The organism is Vibrio sp. 10N.286.55.E10, from assembly GCF_002872555.1.
GTDB classification, from domain to species: Bacteria; Pseudomonadota; Gammaproteobacteria; order Enterobacterales; family Vibrionaceae; genus Vibrio; species Vibrio crassostreae.
Genome location: NZ_MCSD01000013.1, coordinates 38,456 through 62,559, shown reverse-complemented (window position 1 = coordinate 62,559; position 24,104 = coordinate 38,456). Strand labels below are relative to the sequence as shown.

21 protein-coding genes are annotated in these 24,104 nt (G+C 45.3%); 7 read left to right on the top strand and 14 right to left on the bottom strand.

Going from position 1 to position 24,104, the window contains the following annotated elements; genetic code table 11:
* The first annotated feature begins 165 nt into the window (after positions 1-165).
* The 4 genes from BCV39_RS09765 to BCV39_RS09750 all read left to right on the top strand — a co-directional run bounded on the left by BCV39_RS09765 (position 166) and on the right by BCV39_RS09750 (position 6,193).
* Positions 166-735 carry a DUF4124 domain-containing protein gene (locus BCV39_RS09765; RefSeq protein ID WP_102432205.1) on the top strand — a complete coding sequence of 190 codons (570 nt, stop codon included), beginning with the start codon at positions 166-168 and terminating at the stop codon, positions 733-735.
* 168 nt (positions 736-903) lie between these two features.
* On the top strand, positions 904-1,980 hold the full coding sequence (gene glnL, locus BCV39_RS09760) for a nitrogen regulation protein NR(II) (protein ID WP_048663049.1): 1,077 nt from the start codon (positions 904-906) through the stop codon (positions 1,978-1,980).
* A gap of 118 nt (positions 1,981-2,098) precedes the next feature.
* Entirely contained in the window at positions 2,099-3,502 is a 1,404-nt protein-coding gene (gene glnG / locus BCV39_RS09755; protein ID WP_048661285.1) for a nitrogen regulation protein NR(I), read from the top strand.
* A gap of 108 nt (positions 3,503-3,610) precedes the next feature.
* Entirely contained in the window at positions 3,611-6,193 is a 2,583-nt protein-coding gene (locus BCV39_RS09750; RefSeq protein ID WP_102432206.1) for a GGDEF and EAL domain-containing protein, read from the top strand.
* An 82-nt stretch (positions 6,194-6,275) separates the two neighbouring features.
* Here the strand turns inward: BCV39_RS09750 and hemN are convergent, their stop codons facing one another.
* The 5 genes from hemN to BCV39_RS09725 form a co-directional block, all read right to left on the bottom strand.
* Positions 6,276-7,667, bottom strand: coding sequence for an oxygen-independent coproporphyrinogen III oxidase (hemN, locus tag BCV39_RS09745; RefSeq protein ID WP_048663047.1), 1,392 nt, complete (start codon positions 7,665-7,667; stop codon positions 6,276-6,278).
* Positions 7,668-8,015: 348 nt separating this feature from the next.
* Positions 8,016-8,504: a DUF2489 domain-containing protein gene (locus tag BCV39_RS09740; RefSeq protein ID WP_102432207.1), complete on the bottom strand. Its 489-nt coding sequence runs from the start codon at positions 8,502-8,504 to the stop codon at positions 8,016-8,018.
* 6 nt (positions 8,505-8,510) lie between these two features.
* Positions 8,511-9,068 carry a Der GTPase-activating protein YihI gene (gene yihI, locus BCV39_RS09735; protein WP_102432208.1) on the bottom strand — a complete coding sequence of 186 codons (558 nt, stop codon included), beginning with the start codon at positions 9,066-9,068 and terminating at the stop codon, positions 8,511-8,513.
* Positions 9,068-9,706, bottom strand: coding sequence for a class I SAM-dependent methyltransferase (locus BCV39_RS09730; RefSeq protein WP_048612436.1), 639 nt, complete (start codon positions 9,704-9,706; stop codon positions 9,068-9,070). The genes yihI and BCV39_RS09730 overlap by 1 nt, the downstream gene beginning before the upstream one ends.
* Before the next feature lie 557 nt (positions 9,707-10,263).
* Complete coding sequence (locus BCV39_RS09725; protein WP_012602993.1) at positions 10,264-10,881, bottom strand: c-type cytochrome; 618 nt, start codon at positions 10,879-10,881, stop codon at positions 10,264-10,266.
* Between the two features lie 148 nt (positions 10,882-11,029).
* On the opposite strand from BCV39_RS09725, the gene yihA reads away from it, so the two are divergent.
* The gene (gene yihA / locus BCV39_RS09720; protein ID WP_017060162.1) at positions 11,030-11,689 is read left to right on the top strand and encodes a ribosome biogenesis GTP-binding protein YihA/YsxC; all 660 of its coding nucleotides are present in this window, start codon (positions 11,030-11,032) and stop codon (positions 11,687-11,689) included.
* A gap of 217 nt (positions 11,690-11,906) precedes the next feature.
* A complete protein-coding gene (locus BCV39_RS09715) occupies positions 11,907-12,506 on the top strand; it encodes a GTP-binding protein (RefSeq protein ID WP_102432209.1) in 600 nt (199 codons plus the stop codon).
* 507 nt (positions 12,507-13,013) lie between these two features.
* On the opposite strand, the gene polA is transcribed toward BCV39_RS09715, so the two are convergent.
* The 3 genes from polA to hemB all read right to left on the bottom strand — a co-directional run bounded on the left by polA (position 13,014) and on the right by hemB (position 18,046).
* A complete protein-coding gene (polA, locus tag BCV39_RS09705) occupies positions 13,014-15,812 on the bottom strand; it encodes a DNA polymerase I (protein WP_057621837.1) in 2,799 nt (932 codons plus the stop codon).
* 679 nt (positions 15,813-16,491) lie between these two features.
* Positions 16,492-16,926 carry a GNAT family N-acetyltransferase gene (locus tag BCV39_RS09700; protein WP_048661279.1) on the bottom strand — a complete coding sequence of 145 codons (435 nt, stop codon included), beginning with the start codon at positions 16,924-16,926 and terminating at the stop codon, positions 16,492-16,494.
* Positions 16,927-17,002: 76 nt separating this feature from the next.
* Positions 17,003-18,046, bottom strand: coding sequence for a porphobilinogen synthase (gene hemB, locus BCV39_RS09695; RefSeq protein ID WP_017060158.1), 1,044 nt, complete (start codon positions 18,044-18,046; stop codon positions 17,003-17,005).
* 208 nt (positions 18,047-18,254) lie between these two features.
* Here hemB and BCV39_RS09690 point away from each other — a divergent pair, with 208 nt between their 5' ends.
* Positions 18,255-19,016, top strand: a complete 762-nt coding sequence (locus BCV39_RS09690) for a TatD family hydrolase (RefSeq protein WP_102432211.1) — start codon at positions 18,255-18,257, stop codon at positions 19,014-19,016.
* Positions 19,017-19,304: 288 nt separating this feature from the next.
* Here BCV39_RS09690 and tatC read toward each other — a convergent pair whose 3' ends face one another.
* From tatC to ubiE, 6 genes are all read right to left on the bottom strand, one after another.
* Positions 19,305-20,060 carry a twin-arginine translocase subunit TatC gene (gene tatC, locus BCV39_RS09685; protein ID WP_017060156.1) on the bottom strand — a complete coding sequence of 252 codons (756 nt, stop codon included), beginning with the start codon at positions 20,058-20,060 and terminating at the stop codon, positions 19,305-19,307.
* A gap of 148 nt (positions 20,061-20,208) precedes the next feature.
* Positions 20,209-20,616: a Sec-independent protein translocase protein TatB gene (tatB, locus tag BCV39_RS09680; protein WP_102432212.1), complete on the bottom strand. Its 408-nt coding sequence runs from the start codon at positions 20,614-20,616 to the stop codon at positions 20,209-20,211.
* A 3-nt stretch (positions 20,617-20,619) separates the two neighbouring features.
* On the bottom strand, positions 20,620-20,874 hold the full coding sequence (gene tatA / locus BCV39_RS09675) for a Sec-independent protein translocase subunit TatA (RefSeq protein ID WP_017060154.1): 255 nt from the start codon (positions 20,872-20,874) through the stop codon (positions 20,620-20,622).
* 54 nt (positions 20,875-20,928) lie between these two features.
* A complete protein-coding gene (gene ubiB, locus BCV39_RS09670; RefSeq protein ID WP_102432213.1) occupies positions 20,929-22,563 on the bottom strand; it encodes a ubiquinone biosynthesis regulatory protein kinase UbiB in 1,635 nt (544 codons plus the stop codon).
* On the bottom strand, positions 22,560-23,165 hold the full coding sequence (locus BCV39_RS09665) for an SCP2 domain-containing protein (RefSeq protein WP_102432214.1): 606 nt from the start codon (positions 23,163-23,165) through the stop codon (positions 22,560-22,562). The genes ubiB and BCV39_RS09665 overlap by 4 nt, the downstream gene beginning before the upstream one ends.
* Positions 23,166-23,263: 98 nt before the next feature.
* The gene (ubiE, locus tag BCV39_RS09660) at positions 23,264-24,043 is read right to left on the bottom strand and encodes a bifunctional demethylmenaquinone methyltransferase/2-methoxy-6-polyprenyl-1,4-benzoquinol methylase UbiE (protein ID WP_026012235.1); all 780 of its coding nucleotides are present in this window, start codon (positions 24,041-24,043) and stop codon (positions 23,264-23,266) included.
* Positions 24,044-24,104: the final 61 nt, after the last annotated feature.

The following is a 24,104-nucleotide window of genomic DNA, read 5'->3' as shown; positions in this document are numbered from 1 at the left end:
ACTAAATATTAGGCTCGCCTCGCAGGCGGGCCTTTTTTATATTCTCTCGACGCTCCCCTCCTCGTAACATACCTTAGACAAAAGCCCTCAGAGGCTGTCGCGCGAAATACAATAAAACCAACGCCAAACGTGAAATCATCTAACGGTGAAAAAGAGGCTAAAGATATGAAAAATATACTGTTCCTGATCGGGTTAACAGTCGCACTCTCATGCTCAGCTCAAACAGTGTATACCTGGGTAGATGAAGAAGGCGTGCTCCACTTTAGTGATAACCCTAGCGCTCAAGATGCCGAGGCCCTTCGCCTGCCAGATGTGCAAGCTGCAGCACCCGCTCCTAAATTTGAGGCCTCGACTCCGGTTAACGCCGCTGCTTCGTCTACAACTAAAACGGCAACGGCAGCTAAAACTCAGGCAGAAACAGAAACCACTGAGCGCGAGGTTCCCACTCAATTAGTACTCGCTATGTTGACTCCAGTTCATGACCAAACGATTCGTAGCAACCGTGGGTTAATCCCGGTTCAGATAGAGCTCAACCGAAAACTTGGTATTGGAGAGCAGCTGCAATTAATGCTCGATGGCCGTCGTTATGGCGCTCCTCAAACCCAACCTAACTGGGAATTAAAAGGTATCGATCGAGGTACTCACACCATTGCAATTCAAGCACATAGAAGCGGCAAGCTTATTGCATCTACTAGTCCAGTCACCGTGTATTTACATCGAGCGACGCTCAAGTAGGCCAATGTGTTAAAAGAGACTAAATAACCTCTACTTTTCACCTAATCGAAGCAGCTTTCAGCGACTCTAATGAATTATCTTTAGCTTCTGGTTGATATGCGCCATACTTGAACTTAGCTACGCACCATTTTGGTGCAGTGAGAAAAACACCAGTTCAAGGACGAAATAGTGAATCGATCAGCCAAAAGCGACAGCATAGATACACATCATCTTTCCAGCGCCATTCTCGACAATATGGTGACTTCGACATTGATGCTCGATGAGCAATTGTATGTGCGATACGCCAATCCGGCAGCTGAACAGCTCTTTTCGCAGAGCGCACGACGCATCGTTGATCATCCACTAAGCCAACTTATCCAACACGCCTCATTGGATTTGGCACTGCTAACGCAACCGCTACAAAGTGGCCAGAGCATTACCGACAGTGACGTGACCTTTGTGGTTGATAACCGCCCACTGATGCTTGAGGTAACAGTTAGCCCAATCTCTTGGCAGCGAGAGACGCTGTTATTGGTTGAGATGCGAAAAATAGACCAGCAAAGACGCCTCAGCCAAGAGCTTAACCAACACGCACAACAGCAAGCGGCTAAGCTGCTGGTGCGTGGATTAGCTCATGAGATAAAGAACCCACTAGGCGGCTTAAGAGGAGCGGCGCAATTACTTGGCAAGATGCTCCCTGATCAATCTTTGAATGAATACACCCAGATCATTATTGAACAAGCCGACCGCTTAAGAGCCTTGGTCGACCGTCTGCTTGGTCCACAGAAGCCGGGAACCAAGTCAGAAGAGAACCTTCACCAGATACTTGAAAAAGTAAGGCAGTTGGTCGAGCTCGAATCCGGATCCACACTGGCGATTGAGCGAGACTACGATCCAAGCCTGCCACCAATAGTGATGGACTCAGCGCAGGTTGAACAGGCGATGCTCAATATCGTGAGCAATGCGGCGCAGATTTTAAAGGCACAAGATTCGGGCAAAATTACCATTCGCACCAGAACGGTGCATCAAGCCAACATTCATGGTCAGCGACACAAACTCGCTGCACGCATTGAGATCAGCGATAACGGCCCAGGCATCCCCGATGATTTAAAAGACACGCTTTTTTACCCAATGGTTAGCGGACGAGAGGGTGGCACAGGCTTAGGGTTATCGATATCTCAAAACCTGATCGATCAGCACAACGGAAAAATTGATGTTGAAAGTTGGCCAGGTAACACCACATTCACGATTTACCTACCGATTTAGGTCGCAAATCTCGCGACTGGACACCAAGATGAAATGCTTAGCTCGGTACACAAAGATTAAGACATCATAAAAACAACAATGATTATCACAATAGATTTGGCTGCAAAGGAATTGAATTATGAGTAAGGGATACGTTTGGGTCGTCGATGACGACAGTTCTATCCGCTGGGTAGTAGAGAAAACACTTTCATCTGCGGATATAAAGTGTGAAACATTTGCTGATGCTGAGAGCGTATTACTTGCGCTTGAACGCGAGACTCCTGACGTATTGGTGTCTGATATTCGTATGCCCGGCATTGACGGGATTGAGCTGTTGCATCAGGTTCATCAACGCTCTCCCGACCTGCCCGTAATCATCATGACCGCGCACTCAGACCTCGATGCTGCGGTGAATGCTTATCAAAAAGGCGCCTTTGAGTATCTACCAAAGCCGTTCGACATTGATGAGACATTGACTCTCGTAGAACGAGCGATTGCGCACAGCCAAGAACAGAAACGCGAGCAAGCCAGTGAAGTCGCTGAAGACACCAATGCGCCAGAAATCATCGGCGAAGCACCTGCGATGCAGGAGGTTTTCCGAGCTATTGGCCGTTTGTCTCGCTCATCGATATCCGTGCTGATCAATGGTGAATCGGGTACGGGTAAAGAGCTGGTTGCCCACGCGCTGCATCGTCATAGCCCAAGAGCCAAGAAACCCTTCATTGCTTTGAACATGGCAGCGATCCCCAAAGATCTGATCGAGTCTGAACTGTTTGGCCACGAGAAAGGCGCCTTTACCGGAGCCAACAGCGTTCGCCAAGGACGTTTCGAACAAGCCAACGGCGGCACACTATTTCTTGATGAGATCGGCGACATGCCACTCGATATTCAGACTCGCTTGTTACGTGTACTTTCTGATGGCCAATTCTATCGCGTAGGTGGACACTCTGCGGTTAAGGTTGACGTGCGTATCGTTGCGGCAACCCACCAAGATCTTGAGCGCTTGGTACATGAAGGTGACTTCCGTGAAGACCTTTTCCACCGCCTCAACGTTATCCGAATCCATATCCCAGCGCTGCGCGAACGTAAACAAGACATTGAAAAGCTGACTCACCACTTCCTAGCATCTGCCGCCGAAGAGCTCGGTGTTGAAGTGAAAACACTGCATCCTGAAACCATTTTGAAACTCAACCAACTCAATTGGCCGGGTAACGTGCGTCAGCTTGAGAATATTTGTCGTTGGCTCACCGTGATGGCGAGCGGCAGCGAAATTCTCCCTTCAGACCTGCCACCAGAGCTGTTGGAAGAAAAAGTGGTGACAACCTCAGGAACTGGAGATAACTGGCAACAACTGCTCGCCAATTGGGCAAAGTGTGCGCTTGATTCAGGAGAAAAAGAGCTGCTGACTTATGCTCTGCCAGAGTTTGAACGTATACTGCTAGAGGCTGCACTCAACCATACTAATGGTCATAAACAGGATGCAGCTAAGGTTTTGGGATGGGGAAGAAATACCCTAACTCGTAAACTCAAAGAACTGTACTAGACCTTATATTATTTTCGATGCAGCTACTTTTTAACCAAAAAAGTGTCGCTTGGTTTGAATAGTGTCGGTACAATTACAGTACACTATTCACCAAAGTTGTAGCTAAAGATGTCTTTGAAAACACAAATTACTTTGAGAACCGCAGTGGTTCTGCCATTCGTGATGATTTTTCTGTTCACTATGGGCGTAATGGTTTTCACTCAAAAGCTAAGCTACAAAGAGATGGTGAGTGATGTTAGTGCACGCCAACTAACATCACTGACTGATAATGTTCATCAAAGCCTGTCTAATTTTTTAGAAAAGCCATTTCATGCGAACCTCTCGCTCAGCCATAACATCGGCTACCACCACCTTTATCAAGCGGGTAATCTCAGCAAGGTCCAAGACTATATTTTTTATACGTTTTCAGACCATTACACTGCTGTACCTCAACTCGATGTTATCGGCTTTGGTTCTGAAGATGGTAACTACGTCGGTTTCCGCAAAGAAGCCAATAAAGGCTACACCTTGATGGTGCAAGACGAACGCACCAATGATCAGTTGGTCATTTACCGTGGCAGTAAGATCAGTGAAGACATTCGCTCGGTAATTTCAGGTTACGATCCAAGAATCCGTCCTTGGTACACACCCGTTGCGACACAGAAAAAACCGTTATGGTCACCAATTTATGCCAATGCTGACGAGCGCCAAGAAATCACCTTATCTGCTCTCGCGCCTATCTATGATGATAACGAATTCAAAGCCGTCGTAGTCAGCGACATCAAGATCAATACCTTCAATGCATTTCTCCGAAAGCTCAAAGATAGAACGGATGCCTCTGTTTACATCATCGATAAACAGCAACGCTTAGTCGCGCATTCAGGCGGAGGCAGTGTCGTTTCATGGGGCACAGGAAAAACCCACAAGGGCCAACGTCTCCTCGCAACAGAGAGTGCTAACCCCGTCATACGTGAAAGCGCCAGTTACGTAGACCAATTCCACCTAATCGATAATTTGGGCGAGCAGCGCTTTAGCTTCCGCCTAGACAACGAACGCTACTTCAACCAAATCACCCCTTACGAAGATGAGCACGGCCTCACGTGGTTTATTGGGGTGTCGATCCCTGAAAGTAATCTGCTCGGTGAATTGCCAGAAAATCAAAGAAACAGTTGGTTGCTCGGGCTGGCACTGAGTTGCCTTGGGGTCATTGCAGGATTAATTGCCTTTAATCGTGTAACCCAACCGATAACCTCGACAGCGGATGCAGCAAAACGCCTTGCTAAGGGCGATTGGGACACGAGCATGCCAAAGATGGGTCATATCTATGAAACTAGCATGTTGGTGGAGTCATTCAATGAAATGACCAACAACTTAAAGGCCTCGTTTCACGCGTTACAGTCTCAGGTTACCTATGACTCATTAACTAAGCTATACAGTCGTGAAGGCTTTATTGACGCTGCCAAGAAACATCCTGACAACGAAAAAGGCACGCTGTATTTGATTGGTATTGATCGCTTCCGAGACATCAATGACAGCCTAGGTCATTACAATGGTGATCAGCTGCTTATCATTTCGGCCGCACGCTTAAGAGGCACACTGCCATCCGAATACCTGCTGGCTCGTACTGGTGGTGATGAGTTTGCCATCTATGCGCCAAACGTTACGCAAAGCGATGATGTTCAGCTCCTGACTAATCGCTTACTTCAAACCTTCGCTTCCCCATTTTCAATGGAATCGGAGAGCGTGGTGATTAAGGTATCGATGGGGATAGTGAAGGTCTCGAATCTCCACGACATCACACTACTGTTACGCAGCAGCAGTATTGCATTGAGCAATGCGAAACAATACAAAACCAATGTCAGTATTTATAGCCCTGAAATGGGCAAAGCATCAAGACATCGAACCAAGATGCTAGCGCGGATGAATCGAGCGATTGAGCTTCAGCAGTTCGAACCGTTTTACCAGCCTATTATTGATCTGGAATCCGGGTCAACTATTGGAGCTGAAGCTTTAGCTCGCTGGATAACCGATGAAGGGGTGATCTCGCCACTCGAGTTCATTCCTCTCGCGGAAGAGAGCGGGCTCATTTACGATATCGGAAAACAAATTCTGCATAAGTCGTGTCGAGATACCGCCATCGCGATTGAGTCAGGAAAGTGGAGCAAAGATTTCTCGATTCACGTAAATCTATCGGTCGATCAGCTAAGCGAAAGTGGCTTTGTTGAACAAGTAAAAGGCACGTTGCGAGACACAAAGCTGCCAGCAAGCAACCTGACACTAGAGATCACCGAATCACGCATCGTCGACAACGACCCGACCATCATCGATAACATGCTGACACTAAAAGCATTAGGGGTCTCAATCGCAATTGATGATTTTGGTACTGGCTACTCTTCCCTAGCCTATCTGCAAAAGCTGCCATTTGATTGCCTGAAAATCGATCGTAGCTTCGTTAGCAAGCTAGAAAAAGAGAACCTAGACAGCTCCATCGTCGCGGCCATCGTTAACATCACTAAGGGTTTCAAAGTAAGCTTGGTGGCCGAAGGCGTTGAAACACAGCAACAGGCAGAATTACTCAAGCAACTACACTGCCCGCTTGCTCAAGGATTCTTATACAGCCGTCCAGTTCCGTTTGACCAATGGCCTACCGACCTCAGCAACTCCAAGCAAAGTGCCAAGGTCAAACAAAATACCACTGAGAGCCTCACCTAGTCAGGCAGAAATCGAATGAGTCAGATATAAAAATGCCAGCATGATGCTGGCATTTTTTATGTTTCTGTTCTCTATCGAGCGATTAGATAACGCGAGAGAATTGCTGCTGGCGAGCCTTAGCGCGTAAATACTTGTCAAAGCACATACAGATGTTACGGATCAGCAAACGGCCACGCAGCGTAACGCGGATTTCTTTGTCATCGACTTCAACTAAATCATCGTTGATGAAGGTTTGTAGAAGCTCTAAATCTTCTTTGAAGTAGCGATTAAAGTTAACCGAGAACTCAGACTCGATCATGGTTTTATCAAGCTTGAAGTTACAGATAAGCTGCTTGATCACTTCACGGCGTAGAAGGTCATCACTGTCTAGTGCCACACCTTTCCAAAGTGCATGACGCAAATCATTCACCTGAGCGTAGTACTTCTTCAACTCTTTTTGGTTTTGCGCGTAAGCATCACCCACCATAGAGATCGCAGAAACACCGAAACCAATTAGGTCAGCTTCACCTTGAGTGGTGTAGCCTTGGAAGTTACGATGCAGAATGCCCTCACGCTGGGCAACCGCTAGCTCATCTTCAGGTAGAGCAAAGTGGTCCATACCGATGAACTGGTAACCCGCACCCGTTAGCGTTTCGATGGTATCTTGTAAGATCGCCATTTTCTCTTTCGCTTCCGGTAGGTCTTCGTCTTTAATCTTACGCTGAGCAGCAAACAACTGAGGCATGTGTGCGTAGTTAAATACCGATAAACGACCCGGTTTCATCTCCAGCACTTGCTTCAATGTTTCAGCGAACAAAGCTTGAGTCTGCTTCGGTAGGCCGTAAATCAAATCAAGGTTAGTTGAGCGGAAACCTAATTCTTTCGCACGTTGAACCATCGCAATGATGAACTCTTCATCTTGCTCACGGTTAACCAACTTCTGCACTTCTTTATTGAAGTCTTGTACACCAATACTCAAACGGTTGAAGCCTTCATTACGCAGGTGATCAAGTACGTCTAGCTCAATCTCACGCGGGTCAACTTCAATACTGATCTCAGCGTCAGCGGTGAAGTTAAATTCCTCACGCAGAATCATCATCAAGCGAGTGATTTGTGTTTTGGTCAAAAACGTTGGCGTACCACCACCGAAGTGCAATTGAGTCACTTCACGACCATTCAATAAAGAGGCGCGCTGGCGGATTTCATGTTCGATCACATCAAGGTACTCATCCGCTTTATGCGAGTGACGAGTAATGACTTTATTACAACCACAGTAATAACAAAGCTTGTGACAGAATGGGATATGCACGTAAAGAGAGAGTGGACGCTCAGGATATTGAGTACACGCCATGTCGTAATCAGCGACGGTAAACGCTTCATGAAACTCCAACGCAGTTGGGTATGAGGTGTAACGAGGTCCCGAATAGTTGTACTTGTTTAAGATCTCTTGATCCCAAACGATTTGCTGATTCGTTGTTACTGGCTTGCTCGACATAGCGGTATTTCCAATTTAGATCCGCGAGAACCTAAGGTCTCTCAAATCATTTTACATACATTAAAATATAGACGGGTTATTTTGCCACACGACCAGTAAGGTCGTTCTAAGACAAAATCAATTTTTCAGACAAAAACTCAGAACTGCTAGCTTGATCACTAACAAAGCGTCGGGATTAACGAGACGCAAAAGGTAAGAAGGCTCATTTAACACTATCTATAAAGATAAGCTGTCTTAAGAACAAGGCGTATTAAAACTATATGTCTCAACAAAACTATATGTCTCAACAACCGCACAACTCAAGAACACTCTGTATTAAACAAGCCTCTATTTTAAAAGTCTTAGCGACTAGATCATCTGAATGTTGATTTGGTTGTTGAGAGGCTTAACCTTCTCTTGCAACCTTTTCAGATCTTCAATGACCGCATCATTCAAGCGAGTCTCTGCCTTATGGCGTGTGAGATTCTGCTGCATGCGTTCTTTCTTCGTCAGTTCCTGTCTTGCATCTCCGCGAGCCATATCTTTTACGATATGGTACAACTCAGAAATAGCAGGATACTCAGAATCAAAATCGACACGCTCATCACCCTGAACATTATCCATAATGATACACACTCGGATACTGATCTCAGGTAAGTCACATTGCCCTTGAATGCCCGCTAAGCACAAAGTATTTACGTTTTCGTAAATCGTCGCGTTACGTTTTTCAATGGCTAGTGCTTGATGCTGCTTTTGCAACTCCGTCTGCTTCTTCACTTGAAGTAGAAGGTAACCTGCGTAAGAGCCCAAGCCGAGAATGATAATTCCACCAGCAATTGCTAATAAGGTTACGTTCATTGGCTATTAACCTTTAAAGCTGTCTAAATCGAAATCTTCGAATTGAGATAGCAAGTCTTCGTCAGAGCTCGCTTTCTTCTTAGATGCAACCTGTGCTTCTTCGAAGATCTCTTCTTCATCGTCTTCTGGCTCTAGTAGACCTAAGCGGCCCATTAGGTGTTCGATACGATCAAGTTTCTCATCAACAAACTTCTGTAGACCAGCACCTAGGTTCTCACCATTTTCGATACGATCTAGCAATGTGTTCAGTTGAGCATCATTCTCAAGCATTTCTAACTCTTGTTCGTTAGACAGCTTGCGCTCTTGTTTAGTCGGCTTCTTCGCTGGTTCAACGATCAGCGGGATTTTTTTCTTGCTGCCTAAACGTGGATCACGAGCTTGTGCAGCTTTACGCTGTTTTGCTTCGCTACCATCTGAGTGGCGGCTGCCAGACTTAAGGCCTTTACGCTTTTTAACACGCTTACGTTCACGACCTTCAACATCAGATTCACTACGGTTACGAGTAACCATAGGCTCCGGAGCACCAAGTGCTCCCGGCTTTCTTGATTTCTTACTACGACCCATTACTGCACTTTCCTCAGTAAAATTACATCATTTCCAAAAAATTCTAGTTCGAGCTTATCCCGCTCTGCCAAAAACTGGAATGTTTGACGACTAAAGAAGACGACATGTGTCGGGTCATTCTTGTAGTGCCAACCAGCAAACGCGTCTACGTCTATTACTAGCTTAGTCATAAGACCAATCCAGCCCTTGGGTTTAACTAAATTCAACCATTGCTGCCACACTTTGTCTGGGTGATAAAGATGCTCTATCACCTCCGTGGCAGTCATAAAGTCATACGTTTTTTCCAACACAGAGGTATCTGGGTGGTAATAGATATCGTACAACTCCATGGTGTGTCCGGCTTCTTCTAACATAATAGATAGCGTAGGGCCTGGGCCACAACCAAAATCCAACCCTTGTGAGTTAGATGAAATTTTGTCTGTTAGTGGATCCGCGATGCGAGATAAAAAGCGGCGATAGCCTGCATCACTAGGATCGTTCTCATGGAGATCATAGTGTGCTTTTTCTTCTTTTGCTTCTAACCTTTGTTCAGGTTTAACAAATACCAGTTCACATTGCTGACACTGCAGATAGGCTCTGCGTTTGTCTTCAAAATAGTGATTCACGCCTTGGTGATGGCATAAGGGACAAGTATACATAGCACATCCTTAAACAGGGATGCGAAACATACCAGAAACTGAGTTTATAGTGGAGAGGTATTGGGTGTTTTTTCATCAAATCAATAAAAAAAGCGATAGGAAAACCTATCGCTCTCTAAATCTGCCTATATCGGCCAAAATTTGCATACTCAACTTGGTACACAAATCTCCATTTGTTATTGGTGCTTTCCATGCCAAATTTGTTTGTTGTTCATCGTCCTGATGAGTTTTGGCTATCCTTTTCTAACACCTTGTTGCTGGGCTGTCCTAGCCTGATCCATTTCTGTCTATACCGTTAGACTAGATGATCATCCATATCTAAGTCAGCTCCTAGCTGATGGCGGTTACTTTACCGTGTTACAAAAAGACTACAAGAGTGCGACTTCACACTTTTGTACACAAATCGATCACACATTGATAAATCAGACATAAATGCAAAATGCATTAATAAAACCAATGCAAAAGAAAACGCCCCGACCATTACTGATCGGGGCGTCTCTTCAATCTCGCTCGAACGTACATTCCTTTACTCTGGCTAAGAGCAAGAAACCGACAAATTAGTGTAAACCACCAACGTACTTCGATAAGGTATCAATATCAGCGTCTGTTAACTTTTTAGCTACATCACGCATCATCGCATTCATGTCGTTATTACGGTCACCATCGCGGAATTTTTCAAGTTGAGCCTTGATGTAATCTGCGTGCTGACCTGAAATCTTAGGGAAACCAGAAAGTTCGGTACCATTACCACGAGGGCCGTGACAAGCAATACACGCCGTTACGCCGCGTTCTGCATTACCCGCAGTGTAAAGAACCTTACCTTCATCTACTACATTTTCAGGAGTAGAGTTACTAGAGATAGGTAGAGAGGCGTAGTATGCCGCTAGGTCAGCCATATCTTCTTCAGATAAAGGCATCGCCATTGCACCCATTACAGGTTCGTAACGACCTTGCTTACCACCACTTGTCATACCTAGTTTAAGCTCTTTTAACTGCTTTTCTAGATACTTCTCATGTTGACCAGCCAGCTTAGGGTACTGAGTGATCAGACTGTTGCCGTCAGCACCGTGGCAGGCAACACATGTTTGTGATTTGGCTTTACCAGCTTCAATACTACCTTGAGCCCATACTGAGCAGCTGGCTAAAAGACTCAAAATTAGCGCTAATTTCTTCATGACATTCCATTATAATTATCAAGCTTCCAGTACCACTCTATGTTGCCACTCATGGTACAATAGGCGACCTTATGCCGAGCACGGTTATTTTACACAAATTCACAAAAAAGTAATCAATCGACTACACAAAGTCGAGATGGAGTTAACAGTGAGCGTAAAAATTCATTATCAAAACACGCATTTCATTACCAGTGCACCTGATATTCGTCATTTACCAGAAGACGAAGGGATCGAAATTGCGTTTGCAGGACGCTCCAATGCTGGTAAATCTAGCGCGCTAAATCGCGTTACCAACCAAAAAAGCTTGGCGAAAACCAGTAAAACACCCGGTCGAACTCAGCTAATCAACCTATTTAAGGTGACGGACGGTTGTCATATCGTCGATTTACCTGGGTATGGCTTTGCTCAAGTACCGCTTGAAATGAAGAAAAAATGGCAGAAGTCGTTAGGTGAATACCTACAACGACGTGAAAGCCTGAAAGGTTTAGTGGTATTGATGGATATCCGTCACCCAATGAAAGACCTTGACCAACAAATGATCTACTGGGCTATCGATAGCCGCATCCCAGTACAGGTTTTGTTAACAAAAGCAGACAAACTGAAAAGTGGCGCGCGTAAAGCACAGCTACTGAAAATCCGCAACGATGCAAAATCTTTCGGTGGTGATGTTGCGGTTGATGTCTTCTCTTCTATGAAAGGCATCGGCGTAGACCAACTGCGTGCCAAGATGGATGAGTGGTTTGCCCCTGCGCTTGCTGATCAAATCATTGATGAGCTAGCGGACGAAGAGCACAACGACTCAGAGTAGTTCCCCTACTTATCACTATAGGTTAGAGCACTTACAGCAAGTAATTTAGCCTTATCAATACCCCTCCTTATATAGGTGGGGTATTTTTTTCCCTAAAATTAGCGATTTAAACTCAAAAACTGAGAATCAAAGACAGGATTAACCCGTTACAAGCAACAGAAGTGAACCATACTAAAAAACACATCTAAATAAACAGGATAATGAGAAAGGAATACTCATGTGGAAAACACCATTGGCTATCATTGCACTTATGTTGGTCTCACTGACAGGATTTGCTTCTGAAGCAGAACAAGAACAAACCCCACTGATCAATGTCGATATGACCTTGGACTTAGATGGGATGGAAAAGTACGCCCAAGATGCGAGTGAGTCTCTTGAGGTGATATCGCAATCTTTGCAGGCGATAGTCAACAACCCCAACCTAAGCGAAGACCAGCAACAAGCCTTGAACCAAACCGTTGAAAGTATCAATAAGCTTGCGAGCTCCACCAAGACATCCCTCAATCAACTGCCACAAGCCTTAGACCAATCTCGACTCGCCTTTAAACAAACCAGTCAAATGCTGTTGGATGATATTCAGACCAAGATCATCATTGCGCTGGCGGCCGTTATCGCCGTCATTATTATCGCTTTGACCGCTATCTATCTGCTTATCCTGAAACCAATGCAGCAAACCTTGGTAAAAGCGACCAACAATATCTCTTCGATGGCGCAATCCATCCAGATCACCGCCGAAGCACTGAAATACAGCACCGAGAAACAACAGAAAATCATGGATTACATTGAGCATTCACCGACTCAATACACTGATAAATAAGGCGTGAGCCATCAATCCTTTATCGATCACTTGTAAAATAAAAGTTATTTCAAGCGATAAAACAATCAACTTAGAGACGGATTTAAATTACCAAAAGCTGGTCGAATTCCAGATCTAAGGCAAATCAGGGGGTTTATCACTGTGCTTGAGAAAGTGTAATGAAAGACACTAAAAACGAGAGGTTTTTGGGGGGATAGCAGGTTGGAAATATTTTTCTTTCGCACAAGAAAAAACGCCCCAGTCAAATACTGACTGGGGCGGCTGAATCAGCCTAATCCAATAACGTGAAACAAAAGGTCTGAAAGATAGAACATCTTACCTCTGTACCCTACGAGATTTAATGTACAACAATTGCTCAGAAATGAAAACAACTTTTGTAGTTTTTTTTCATGAATGTTTTATTAAAACACCTAAATTCTTACTACGACCTGACTTTATTTGAGACAAAAAAAAGCCAGTGTTTGTGCACTGGCTCATACTAATTTACTTATTAAGGTCAAAAACTGATTAGTGGGCTTGATCCCAGTTGTCACCGTGGCCAGCTTCCGCGACAAGCGGCACTTCTAGCTCTGCAGCGGATTCCATCAATTCTTGTACTTTACTTTCAATTTCGGCTAAAGATGACTCTTCTACTTCAAATACCAATTCATCGTGTACTTGCATAAGCAATTTCACACGACCATCGCCTTCCGCTTGGATCCATTCATCAACCAATAGCATCGCTTTCTTAATGATGTCTGCCGCTGTGCCTTGCATTGGTGCGTTGATCGCCGCACGCTCAGCCGCCTTACGACGCATACCATTACGAGATTGGATTTCAGGAAGGTGCAGACGACGACCGTAAATGGTTTCTACGAAACCTTGCTCTGAAGCCGCACTGCGCGTGTCTTCCATATACTGCATCACGCCAGGGTAACGCTCGAAGTAAGTATCCATGTAATGTTGTGCTTCGCCACGTGGAATACCCAGTTGCTTAGCCAAGCCAAAAGCACTCATGCCGTAGATAAGACCGAAGTTAACCGCTTTAGCGCGACGACGTTGTTCCGTCGTTACCTGCTCAATATCAACCCCAATGATCTCAGCCGCGGTTGCCGCGTGGATATCTTTACCTTGTTGGAATGCTTCCAGAAGCGCTTTATCACCCGAAAGGTGCGCCATGATACGCAATTCAATTTGAGAGTAATCGACCGCTAGAATCTTCCAACCATGTTGTGCAACGAATGCTTGGCGGATACGACGACCTTCTTCATTACGAATTGGGATGTTCTGTAGGTTTGGATCCGTCGAAGACAAACGACCCGTCGCCGTTACCGCTTGGTGGTAAGACGTATGAACACGGCCGGTTTCAGCGTTGATCATCTTTGGCAGCTTATCTGTATAGGTAGACTTCAGCTTCGCAAGACCACGATACTCAATGATCAGCTTAGGTAGCGGGTAATCAAGAGCCAGTTCTTGCAGCACTTCTTCATTGGTTGAAGGTGCACCTGATGGCGTTTTCTTGATAACAGGCAGGCCCATTTTCTCAAACAGGATCGCTTGCAGCTGTTTTGGCGAGTTCATGTTGAACTCTTGCTCAGCAATCTCGTAGGCTTTCTGTTCTAGCTCATCCAGACGAACCGCAATCTCTTGCGATTGAGCGCCTAGCAACATGTCATCGATGAATACGCCAGTGCGTTCAATGCGAGACATCACAGGGATCAGTGGTACTTCAATTTCTTCATAGATGGCTTTTAGCTTTTCATCTTGCTCAATGTTTTCCATCAAACGATTATGAAGACGTAGTGTCACGTCAGCATCTTCTGCAGCGTATGGAGAGGCTTCACCCAGCTCAATCTGGTTGAAAGTAAGCTGTTTCTTACCTTTACCTGCGATCTGCTCAAATGAGATACAGCTGTGCTGTAGGAAACGTAGCGCTAGGCTGTCCATATCATGCTTGCCACCTACGCTATTGAAAACGTAAGACGCCAACATGGTGTCGTGTTTGATGCCTTTCATCTCGATACCGTAGCGCGCTAGCACACTCATATCATACTTAAGGTTCTGACCTACTTTTGCTTGTGCATCATCTTCAAGAATCGGCTTAAGCTGTTCAAGTACCCAATCACGATCCAGCTGCTGCGGTGCATCTAGGTAATCATGAGCAACTGGCACGTAAGCGGCAACGCCTTCTTCAGTCGCGAATGACAGGCCAACGAGGTTCGCCACCATGTAATCTAGGCTGTCTGTTTCAGTATCAAAGGCAAACACTTCAGCCGCTTTCAGTTTCTCTAGCCAAACATTGAATGACGCTTCATCGAGGATGGTTTCGTAGTTGCTGCGATCAATGGTCACGGCAGAGGTGTTCATTTCTACGGTAGAAGTGGTTGATGCCGTATTGCTACGCACTGCGCCCGACTTTTCATCCGCCTCAACCACACCGCTGCCACCTTCAAGTAGCTCGTTCAACCAAGACTTGAAGACCAGTTGACCGTATAGCTTAATCAGCTCATCCGTGTTTGGTTGTGCTTTTACAAGCGACTCAGGTGTCTCTTCTAACTCGACGTCCAATTTGATCGTAGCAAGCTCGTAAGACATCTCAGCGTTGTCTTTATTATCAATCAGCTTCTTAGCCATGGTCTTTGAACCACGGAAACCAAGCGCCGCAATATCATCAAGATTTTGGTACAACTTCTCGATGCTACCGATGCCTTGCAGCAAAGCAGTCGCTGTCTTGTCACCAACACCTGGAACACCTGGGATGTTATCGACTTTATCGCCCATCAGTGCAAGGTAGTCGATGATAAGCTCTGGTGGAATACCAAACTTCTCAATCACGCCTTCACGATCCATGACCACGTTGGTCATGGTGTTGATCAGAGTAACGTTGTCATCGACCAGCTGCGCCATATCTTTATCGCCAGTACTAATAAGCACAGGCATACCCATCGCAGAAGCTTGAGAAGCAAGTGTACCGATCACATCATCCGCTTCAACGCCGGGAATAGAGATAAGTGGCAAACCCATTGCACGAATCACATTGTGTAAAGGCTCAATCTGACAACGAAGATCATCAGGCATAGGTGGACGATTTGCCTTGTACTCTGGGTACATGTCATCACGGAACGTCTTTCCTTTCGCATCAAAAATTACCGCAATACGATCAGAAGCAAATTGACGCATCATGCTGCGCAGCATGTTAACTACACCGTAAACGGCGTTAGTTGGGATATCACCATTGCTCATTGTGCCAGGGTAAGCATGGAACGCGCGATATAGGTAAGAAGAGCCATCGATCAGAATCAATGGGTTATCAGGAATACGAGCCATAATGTTTGTGTATCCAGTAAGTACAGAAATTATCTGTTAAGAATGCCACGTCTGTTGGTTGGATTCCACGTTGTCGATCTGTATCCGTTCACTCGGTTGTGTTCGTTATAATCGATTTGTTGTTATTTTTTGTTCTTAGACGCAAGCGTTCTGTGGATAACTCTGTTTATATTATTTATCCACCCTGTTGAGAACTAAGGTAAACAACTCAAAAAACACCAATAAGCAACTGAAAATAAAGGATAATTTTACAGATCGAACAGATGATCAACGATCTTTTCTCGATCTTGCGTTGTGGAAAAGAATGCTGATGGCGTTTTATTCATAAAAATACGTGCCACTAAATATGCATCTTGTTGAAATGGTAGGTATAAAAAAAGCGACACCCGAAGATGTCGCCTAGCAAAAACCGGTAAAGCCATTCAAATTGAATACCACAGCTTTACCTAAAAGCTATAAATTACACTGGAAGCAATGTGAGCAATGTCGTGTCAAAAAGAACTTAGTACAAGTTCGCGAGAATTCTGTTGGGTAACCAAGTAGATACTTGAGTACTTAACATCCTTGTGAACATTTCCTCATTCCCTAAGACGAAGTTAATAATAATGATTCTCATTTGATAGTCAACAATTAAATGATAATAAATCTCATTTAATTTATATGCTGTTAACGACAGTGTTCAAATTTGCTTCAAAAAATGGATTCTATGGTCATTAATGTCTTCTTTTTCTTCAAATTTTTCGATTAGGTAACCGTTTCTTAATAACAGGCGCAGCATGGCTGAGAACTGGTTACGAGACTTAACCTTTAACTGTCTGTAGCCCTGCTCTTTCGCCCACTGTTCCTGAGCGTCTAATTGCGCCTGTGCAACGCCTTTGTTCCTCGCGAGCGGTGACACCCCACCAAACCAACTGTAAAAAGTCTGCTGATCCAATTCATAGCCGATCTTAAAACCAAGCAGCACCCCAGCCTCTTCAGCTACTAAGATAAGGTTCTTTTTCCCTACCAGCCGCTCTGAAAGAGAAGCGACACTCTCTTTTTTAGCGAACTCAGAGATCTGCTCGACCACAGACACCACTTCTTCTAACGAACCTTCACGCACGACAACTGACATCTTATTCATCCTTATAAACGAAAGGGCTGGCACAATGGCCAACCCTTTACTGATCACTTAAGTGAACTCTACACGATTACTTTTCTTTTAAGTGCTCTGCGGCTTGTGCATTGTCTTCTGCAAGCCATTCAGCCACATCTTTAGCGAAGTAAGTAAGAATGCCATCAGCACCAGCGCGCTTAAAGCACAGCAGTGATTCCATGACGGTTTCACGCTCTTTCAGCCAACCGTTTTGAATCGCCGCTTTGTGCATCGCATACTCACCAGACACTTGATATGCAAATGTCGGCGCTTGAAGTTCATGCTTCACACGGCGCACGATATCTAGGTAAGGCATGCCAGGCTTAACCATCACCATGTCCGCACCTTCATTAAGATCCATCGCGACTTCGTGAATCGCTTCATCGCTGTTCGCAGGATCCATCTGGTAGTTCTTCTTGTTACCACCTTTCAGGTTCGAAGCACTGCCGACTGCGTCGCGGAATGGACCGTAATAGCACGATGCGTATTTCGCAGAGTACGCCATAATCTGAGTGTGAATATGGCCCGCTTCTTCTAGCGCCTCACGGATTTTACCAATACGACCGTCCATCATGTCCGATGGTGCAACCACGTCAGCACCCGCTTCAGCGTGTGATAGTGCCTGCTTGATCAAGACTTCAGTCGTCTCATCATTCATCACGTAACCATCTTCATCGATGATGCCGTCTTGGCCGTGAGTGGTGAATGGGTCTAGTGCTACGTCAGTAATAACGCCAATGTTTGGCACATGCTCTTTTAGTAAACGTACAGCGCGCTGCACTAAACCTTCTGAGTTATGAGCTTCAGCTGCGCATAAACTTTTAGCATCTTGGTTCACGACTGGAAATAGAGCAATCGCAGGAACACCCAGCTTTGACAGGTAATCTGCTTCCTCAAGCATGTAGTCGATAGACAAGCGTTCAACACCTGGCATTGACTCGACAGGCTCGCGGCGGTCTTTACCCATCAGGATAAACATTGGGTAGATTAGATCATCCACAGACAATTGATTTTCTGCCATTAGGCGACGGCTAAAGTCGTGCTTACGCATACGGCGCATACGGCGACCTGGGAATTGACCTTGAATTGAAACAGACACTAGATTCTCCTTGCCTAGTCTAAGCACCGAAATACTTAGATATGAAAAGTGCTAAATACAGGCAAAAGCATATCACTGATGGCTCAGGACGCTAGCAGTAAAATATGAAACCCACTCAAAAACAGGGATAAATGGCAAAAAATGACCTTCTCCTCACACTGCCGTATACTCATGACAACTCAGTAAAGACCGCTTTCAGGACAAAACAATGATCGACACCCATGCTCATATTTACGCGAGCGAATTTGATGAAGACCGCGAGCAAGTCGTACAGCGCGCACTGGCTCAAGGGATTGATACCATTCTATTGCCGAACATCGATTTAGAATCTATCGAGCCAATGTTAGCAACGGAAGCGCAGTTTCCTGGTGTGTGCCGTTCAATGATGGGCTTACACCCTTGCTATGTCGATGCGAATATCGAGCAAACCCTCAAAACCATTCGAGCTTGGTTTGATAAGCATGACTTTATCGCCGTGGGTGAGATTGGTATCGACTTGTACTGGGATAAAACCTTCAAGGCTGAACAAGAGATGGCTTTCGTGACTCAACTGCAGTGGGCAAAAGAGCTCGATCTACCGGTGGTGATCCACACCCGTGATTCCATTGAAGAGACACTTGCCCTACTTCGTAAAGAACAAGATGGCAGCTTACGCGGGGTATTCCACTGTTTTGGCAGCAGCTTAGAGGAAGCTCAAGCGATCAATGCGTTAGGTTTTCACTTAGGTTTAGGCGGCGTTTCGACCTTTAAGAACTCAGGGATGGACAAGGTAATCCCACATCTTGATATGGATTACGTCATTCTAGAGACAGATTGCCCATACTTGGCACCAACACCGAATCGCGGTAAACGTAATGAGCCAGCCTATACAGAATTGGTGGCAAAACGCATCGCCGAATTGCGCGGAATTACCCTTGAAGAAGTCGAAAACATAACCAGCACAAATGCTAAGGCATTGTTTAATCTATGATGAATCTATTAATAAGTAATTATTACGGATTTATCCTGAATTTATTTGAGAAAGCTAAGTGATATGTATAGTATCAACCACCTGCATATGGAGGTAGTTGATTATGTGTGACCATTCACAACACTTACAACGTCAACATCGAACCCTATGGCATAAGATTTTGGGCATCAAAGAGCTCTATATATGTCAGAACTGTGGCTATCAGTTAAAGATTCGATAAACAGACATAATAAAAAAGCGGCCCTAGGCCGCTTTTTTATTATGTGATTCTTACTGAAGCATTCCGAATTAAGACTCAGCTTCTTCCTCTTCATCCGCATCTGGCTTACGCGTATAAAAACGTGCGAAGAACAGACCAATCTCAAACAGAATACACATTGGAATCGCCAACAGTGTTTGTGAGATCATATCTGGTGGTGTCAGCATCATACCGATGATGAAAGCACCTACAACGATGTAAGGACGCTTTTCAGATAGAGATTGAGGCGTTGTTGCCCCCGTCCAACATAGCAAGATAATCGCAACGGGCACTTCAAAGGCAATACCAAAAGCAAAGAACAGCGCGAGTACAAAATCAAGATAGCTTGAGATGTCGGTTGCGAACTCTACCCCCCCTAATGATATGGCCGTAAAAAAGCCAAATACCAACGGGAATACAATGAAGTAAGCGAACGCCACACCACAGTAAAACAGCAATGAACTTGAAGCCAATAGCGGCATGATCAAGCGTTTTTCATGCTTGTATAAACCCGGAGCAACAAAAGCCCACACCTGATACAAAATAAACGGAACCGCGAGGAATATAGACGCGATCAAGGTTAATTTCAGTGGTGTGAAAAATGGCGATGCAACATCGGTTGCGATCATCGTCGCCCCTTCAGGTAGACGATCTACCAAAGGTGCTGATACGAATTCATAAATATCATTAGCAAAATAAATTAGCCCGACAAATATCACTAGCACCGCGACAATCGCACGTAGTAGACGATTACGTAGTTCTAGAAGGTGGCTAATTAAAGGCTGTGTCTGCTCAGTCGAAGACATGTCAAACCTCTTAAACAGGAAGATCGAAAAGGAGCCGCGCGTGTATCTATCCAGTTGAATTGGTATCCACTTGAATAGTTATTTACTTGAATAGCTATCTATTTAAACATCTAGCGACTCAAGTATCCGGCGACTCCTCCTTGCGAGACTATTCGGTTTTCTTATCTGACGGTGCTGAAGCTTCGCTGTTGACCTGAATGGTTTCAGATTCCACAGTTTCCGTGACACTAGGTTTAGTCTCACTTGGCTTATCAGACTCAGGCTTAGCATACGGACGTTGAACCTCAGCAGCGGCCTGCTTGAGTTCATCGACTGACGCTTTAAGGTCTGGAGATAAATCTTCCATACCCATTTTTTCCGCCTTGCGTAGGTTTTCTTGCAGCTCTTGCACCTTAAGCTCATGAGAAAGTTCATCTTTCACACTATTTGCCATGCTTTTCGCTTGTCCAACAAACTTGGAAATACTGCGAATCGCCACGGGCAAACGCTCAGGCCCTAAAACCACTAACCCAACGACAGATATTAATACCAGTTCCCAAAAACCGATATCAAACACGATTTACGCCTGCTCTTTGTCTTTCTTTGTTTCAGCAGTTGTTTCAGCGTGAGCTTCTGTCTTCTGCTGTTCAATATTCTTTGGTTCGAAGTCTGCATCTTTCTTATCTGCAGGCTTGTCTTCATCGCTCATCGCTTTTTTGAAGCCCTTAACCGCTGAACCTAAGTCACCACCCATACCGCGCAGTTTCTTTGTTCCGAATAGCAAAATTACAATTACAGCAATGATTAGAAGTTGCCAAATACTGATACCACCCATTGTCATTGTCCTCGGGTCTGTCTACACATAAAAAATATTAAGAGAGTCTACTGTCTAACGACGGTAAGCTCGCCAACTAAGCAACCAAAATGTGACACCTGCGATGCCACAGCCCATAGATAGCTGCTCATAAGGGCTTGAAACTAATATTGCGGAGCATACGACTAAAGTGGCTCCAACGCCAAACAAAAACTTTCCAGTTGCTTGCTGACGCTTACTATCTCGGTAACCTTGATAAAGCTGATCCATTCTGTGGTTCATCGCTTTACCTTGGCGCAAGCTGTCATAAAGTAGCTCTGGCAGCTCTGGCAGTTTTTCTGCCCAGAATGGCGCGCGCTCTTTTACTGCGTTAATCACAGCTTGCGGCCCCACCTGATTCATCATCCAGGTTTCAAGGAAAGGCTTGGCGGTTGCCCACAAATCAAGCTGCGGATACAACTGGCGGCCTAGGCCTTCCACATACAACAAGGTCTTCTGCAGAAGCACCAACTGAGGTTGAACCTCCATGTTGAAACGTCTTGCTGTATTAAATAAGTTTAGCAACACATGGCCAAATGAGATCTCGCCAAGTGGTTTTGCAAAAATTGGCTCACACACCATGCGAATCGCGAACTCAAAGTCGTTAACGTTGGTGTTGTGTGGCACCCACCCCGAATCAACGTGCAGCTCAGCGACTTTACGATAATCTCGGTTGAAGAAAGCCAGCAGGTTTTCTGCTAAATAACGCTTATCTTCACTGTTGAGTGTGCCGACAATGCCACAATCCAAACCAATCCACTGCGGGTTATCTGGATTTTCTGGGTTAACGAATACGTTACCCGGGTGCATGTCTGCATGGAAAAAGCTGTCTCGAAATACTTGGGTGAAGAATACGGTCACACCACGTTCCGCGAGCAATTTCATGTTGGTGCCGTTGGAGTTTAACGTCTCAATATCCGAAACCTGAATACCATAGATTCGCTCTGACACCATCAAGGTTTCACTGCTTAAATCAGGGATAACCTCTGGAACATACAGCTCTTCACTGCCTTCAAAATTACGTCGCAGTTGAATCGCATTGGCCGCCTCACGGCGCAGGTCTAGTTCATCAAGTAAGGTTTTCTCGTACTCATGAACCACCTCAACAGGTTTCAAACGACGTGCTTCAGGAAGCGACTTAGCGACTATACGCGCCATTCGGTGCATCAGTTTTAGATCTGCGTCAATCACCGGGCGAATATCAGGTCGAATTACCTTGAGAACAATCTCACGACCGCTCTCTTTAAGCTTTGCGGTATGCACCTGAGCGATAGAAGCAGAAGCCAGAGGCTCGATATCAAAGTCGGTAAACCAGTTATCTAAACTGCCACCGAGCGCCTTTTCCATATCTTGTTTAGCCAATTGACCATCGAATGGCGCAACTTGGTCTTGCAACAATGCCAACTGATCCGCGATATGAGGAGGGAACAGATCGCGACGTGTCGACATCATCTGTCCGAACTTGATCCATACAGGGCCAAGCTCTTGCAGCGCTAGACGTAAGCGATGACCCAACTCTTTATCTTGATGCTTATTTTTAAGCCAAAACAGTGACTTTCGCGCCAATAAAGGGGCTTTGGTCAATTGGTGCTCTGGCATCAATTCATCAAGGCCATATTCCAACTGTACCTTGATAATATGATAAAGACGTTTCAGTTCTGTTGGGGTCATGCTTTCTCCAACAGGGCGTTCAACTTAGCTTCAAGGCGTGCTGCAGAGCTTTTCACGTCATCAACTTGATCGCAAAAGTGCGCGACTTCTAACGGTGCTGGTGCGATCTTCCACTCTTCAGTCAGAACTTGAGCAACATGGCTTTGATGTTTGCTGGCTTGCTTTGCCACAAAACCACCGACGTTTTTAACGCCTTGGACCAAGGTATGAGCAACCACATCACCTGTTACGCGCGATAACCACTCTTCCAAGTCAGGCTTGCAGTCTGTCATCAGTTGAGCAAATTTCTGAGCCAGTTGAATATCACCCTCTAAGATCAGCTTATCTTGCTTGATCAGCTTGGTGATGTTCGATTGCTCACGCAGTTCCGGTAACACCGATAAATTCAAAGATAGGTAGCAATCAGGCTGCCCTTCGTATTCCGACAACACATCAATTTGTTGGCTGAAAACGAAAGTGAGTGTTTTATTCAACTCTTTCAAATTAACTTGAATGATCTGCCCCTTTAAACGAGACAAACGACGAACCAAAGCTGGATCATCGTTCACGAAAGTATTTAAAGAGGTTTCAATAACCGCGGTTACCAATGGATCAAATGGCATGACTGTCCTTACCTTTGAAAACGGATAAGCCTTAACCTATCCGTTCTGTCTTTATTCTTATTGTTTAGCACGCTCAACGAGCCTGCTACCAAGTTCGACTAGAACTTGTAACCGCGGTGCAGCGCAACAATGCCGCCCGTTAGGTTGAAATATTTAGTATTCTCGAAACCCGCTTCCTGCATCATGCCTTCCAAAGTCTCTTGGTTAGGGTGCATGCGGATAGATTCTGCAAGGTAACGGTAGCTATCTGCATCGTTAGCAATCAGCTCACCCATTTTTGGCAATAGGTGGAAAGAGTATGCGTCGTAAACCTTTGATAGTGGCTCAAGCACTGGCTTAGAAAACTCAAGAACCAACAGACGACCACCCGGCTTAAGCACGCGGTACATTGAACGCAGCGCTTGGTCTTTATCGGTTACATTACGCAGACAGAAGCTGATGGTAATGCAATCGAAGTAGTTATCCGGGAAAGGCAACTCTTCAGCGTTCGCTTGTACATAGTGTACGTTGCCAACAATGCCGCTATCACGCAGCTTATCACGGCCAACATTCAGCATTGAGTTGTTGATATCAGCAAGAACCACGTGGCCTTTTTCACCAACGATACGCGAGAACTTCGCAGTCAGGTCACCGGTACCACCACCAAGGTCTAGGATACGTTGACCCGGGCGCACGCCACTACAATCAATCGTGAATCGCTTCCACAAGCGGTGAACACCACCCGACATTAAGTCATTCATGATGTCGTATTTAGCGGCTACAGAGTGAAATACCTCTGCTACTTTCGCGACTTTTTCGTCTTTTGCGACTGTTTCGAAACCAAAGTGTGTGGTTTCTGACTCTACTGCTGAATTTGTCTGCACGCTTGTGTCCATAATGCTGTTATCTACCATGGTAAGTTCTCATCGACAGCGCTCTTTGTATTTAGAGGCGCTGCGG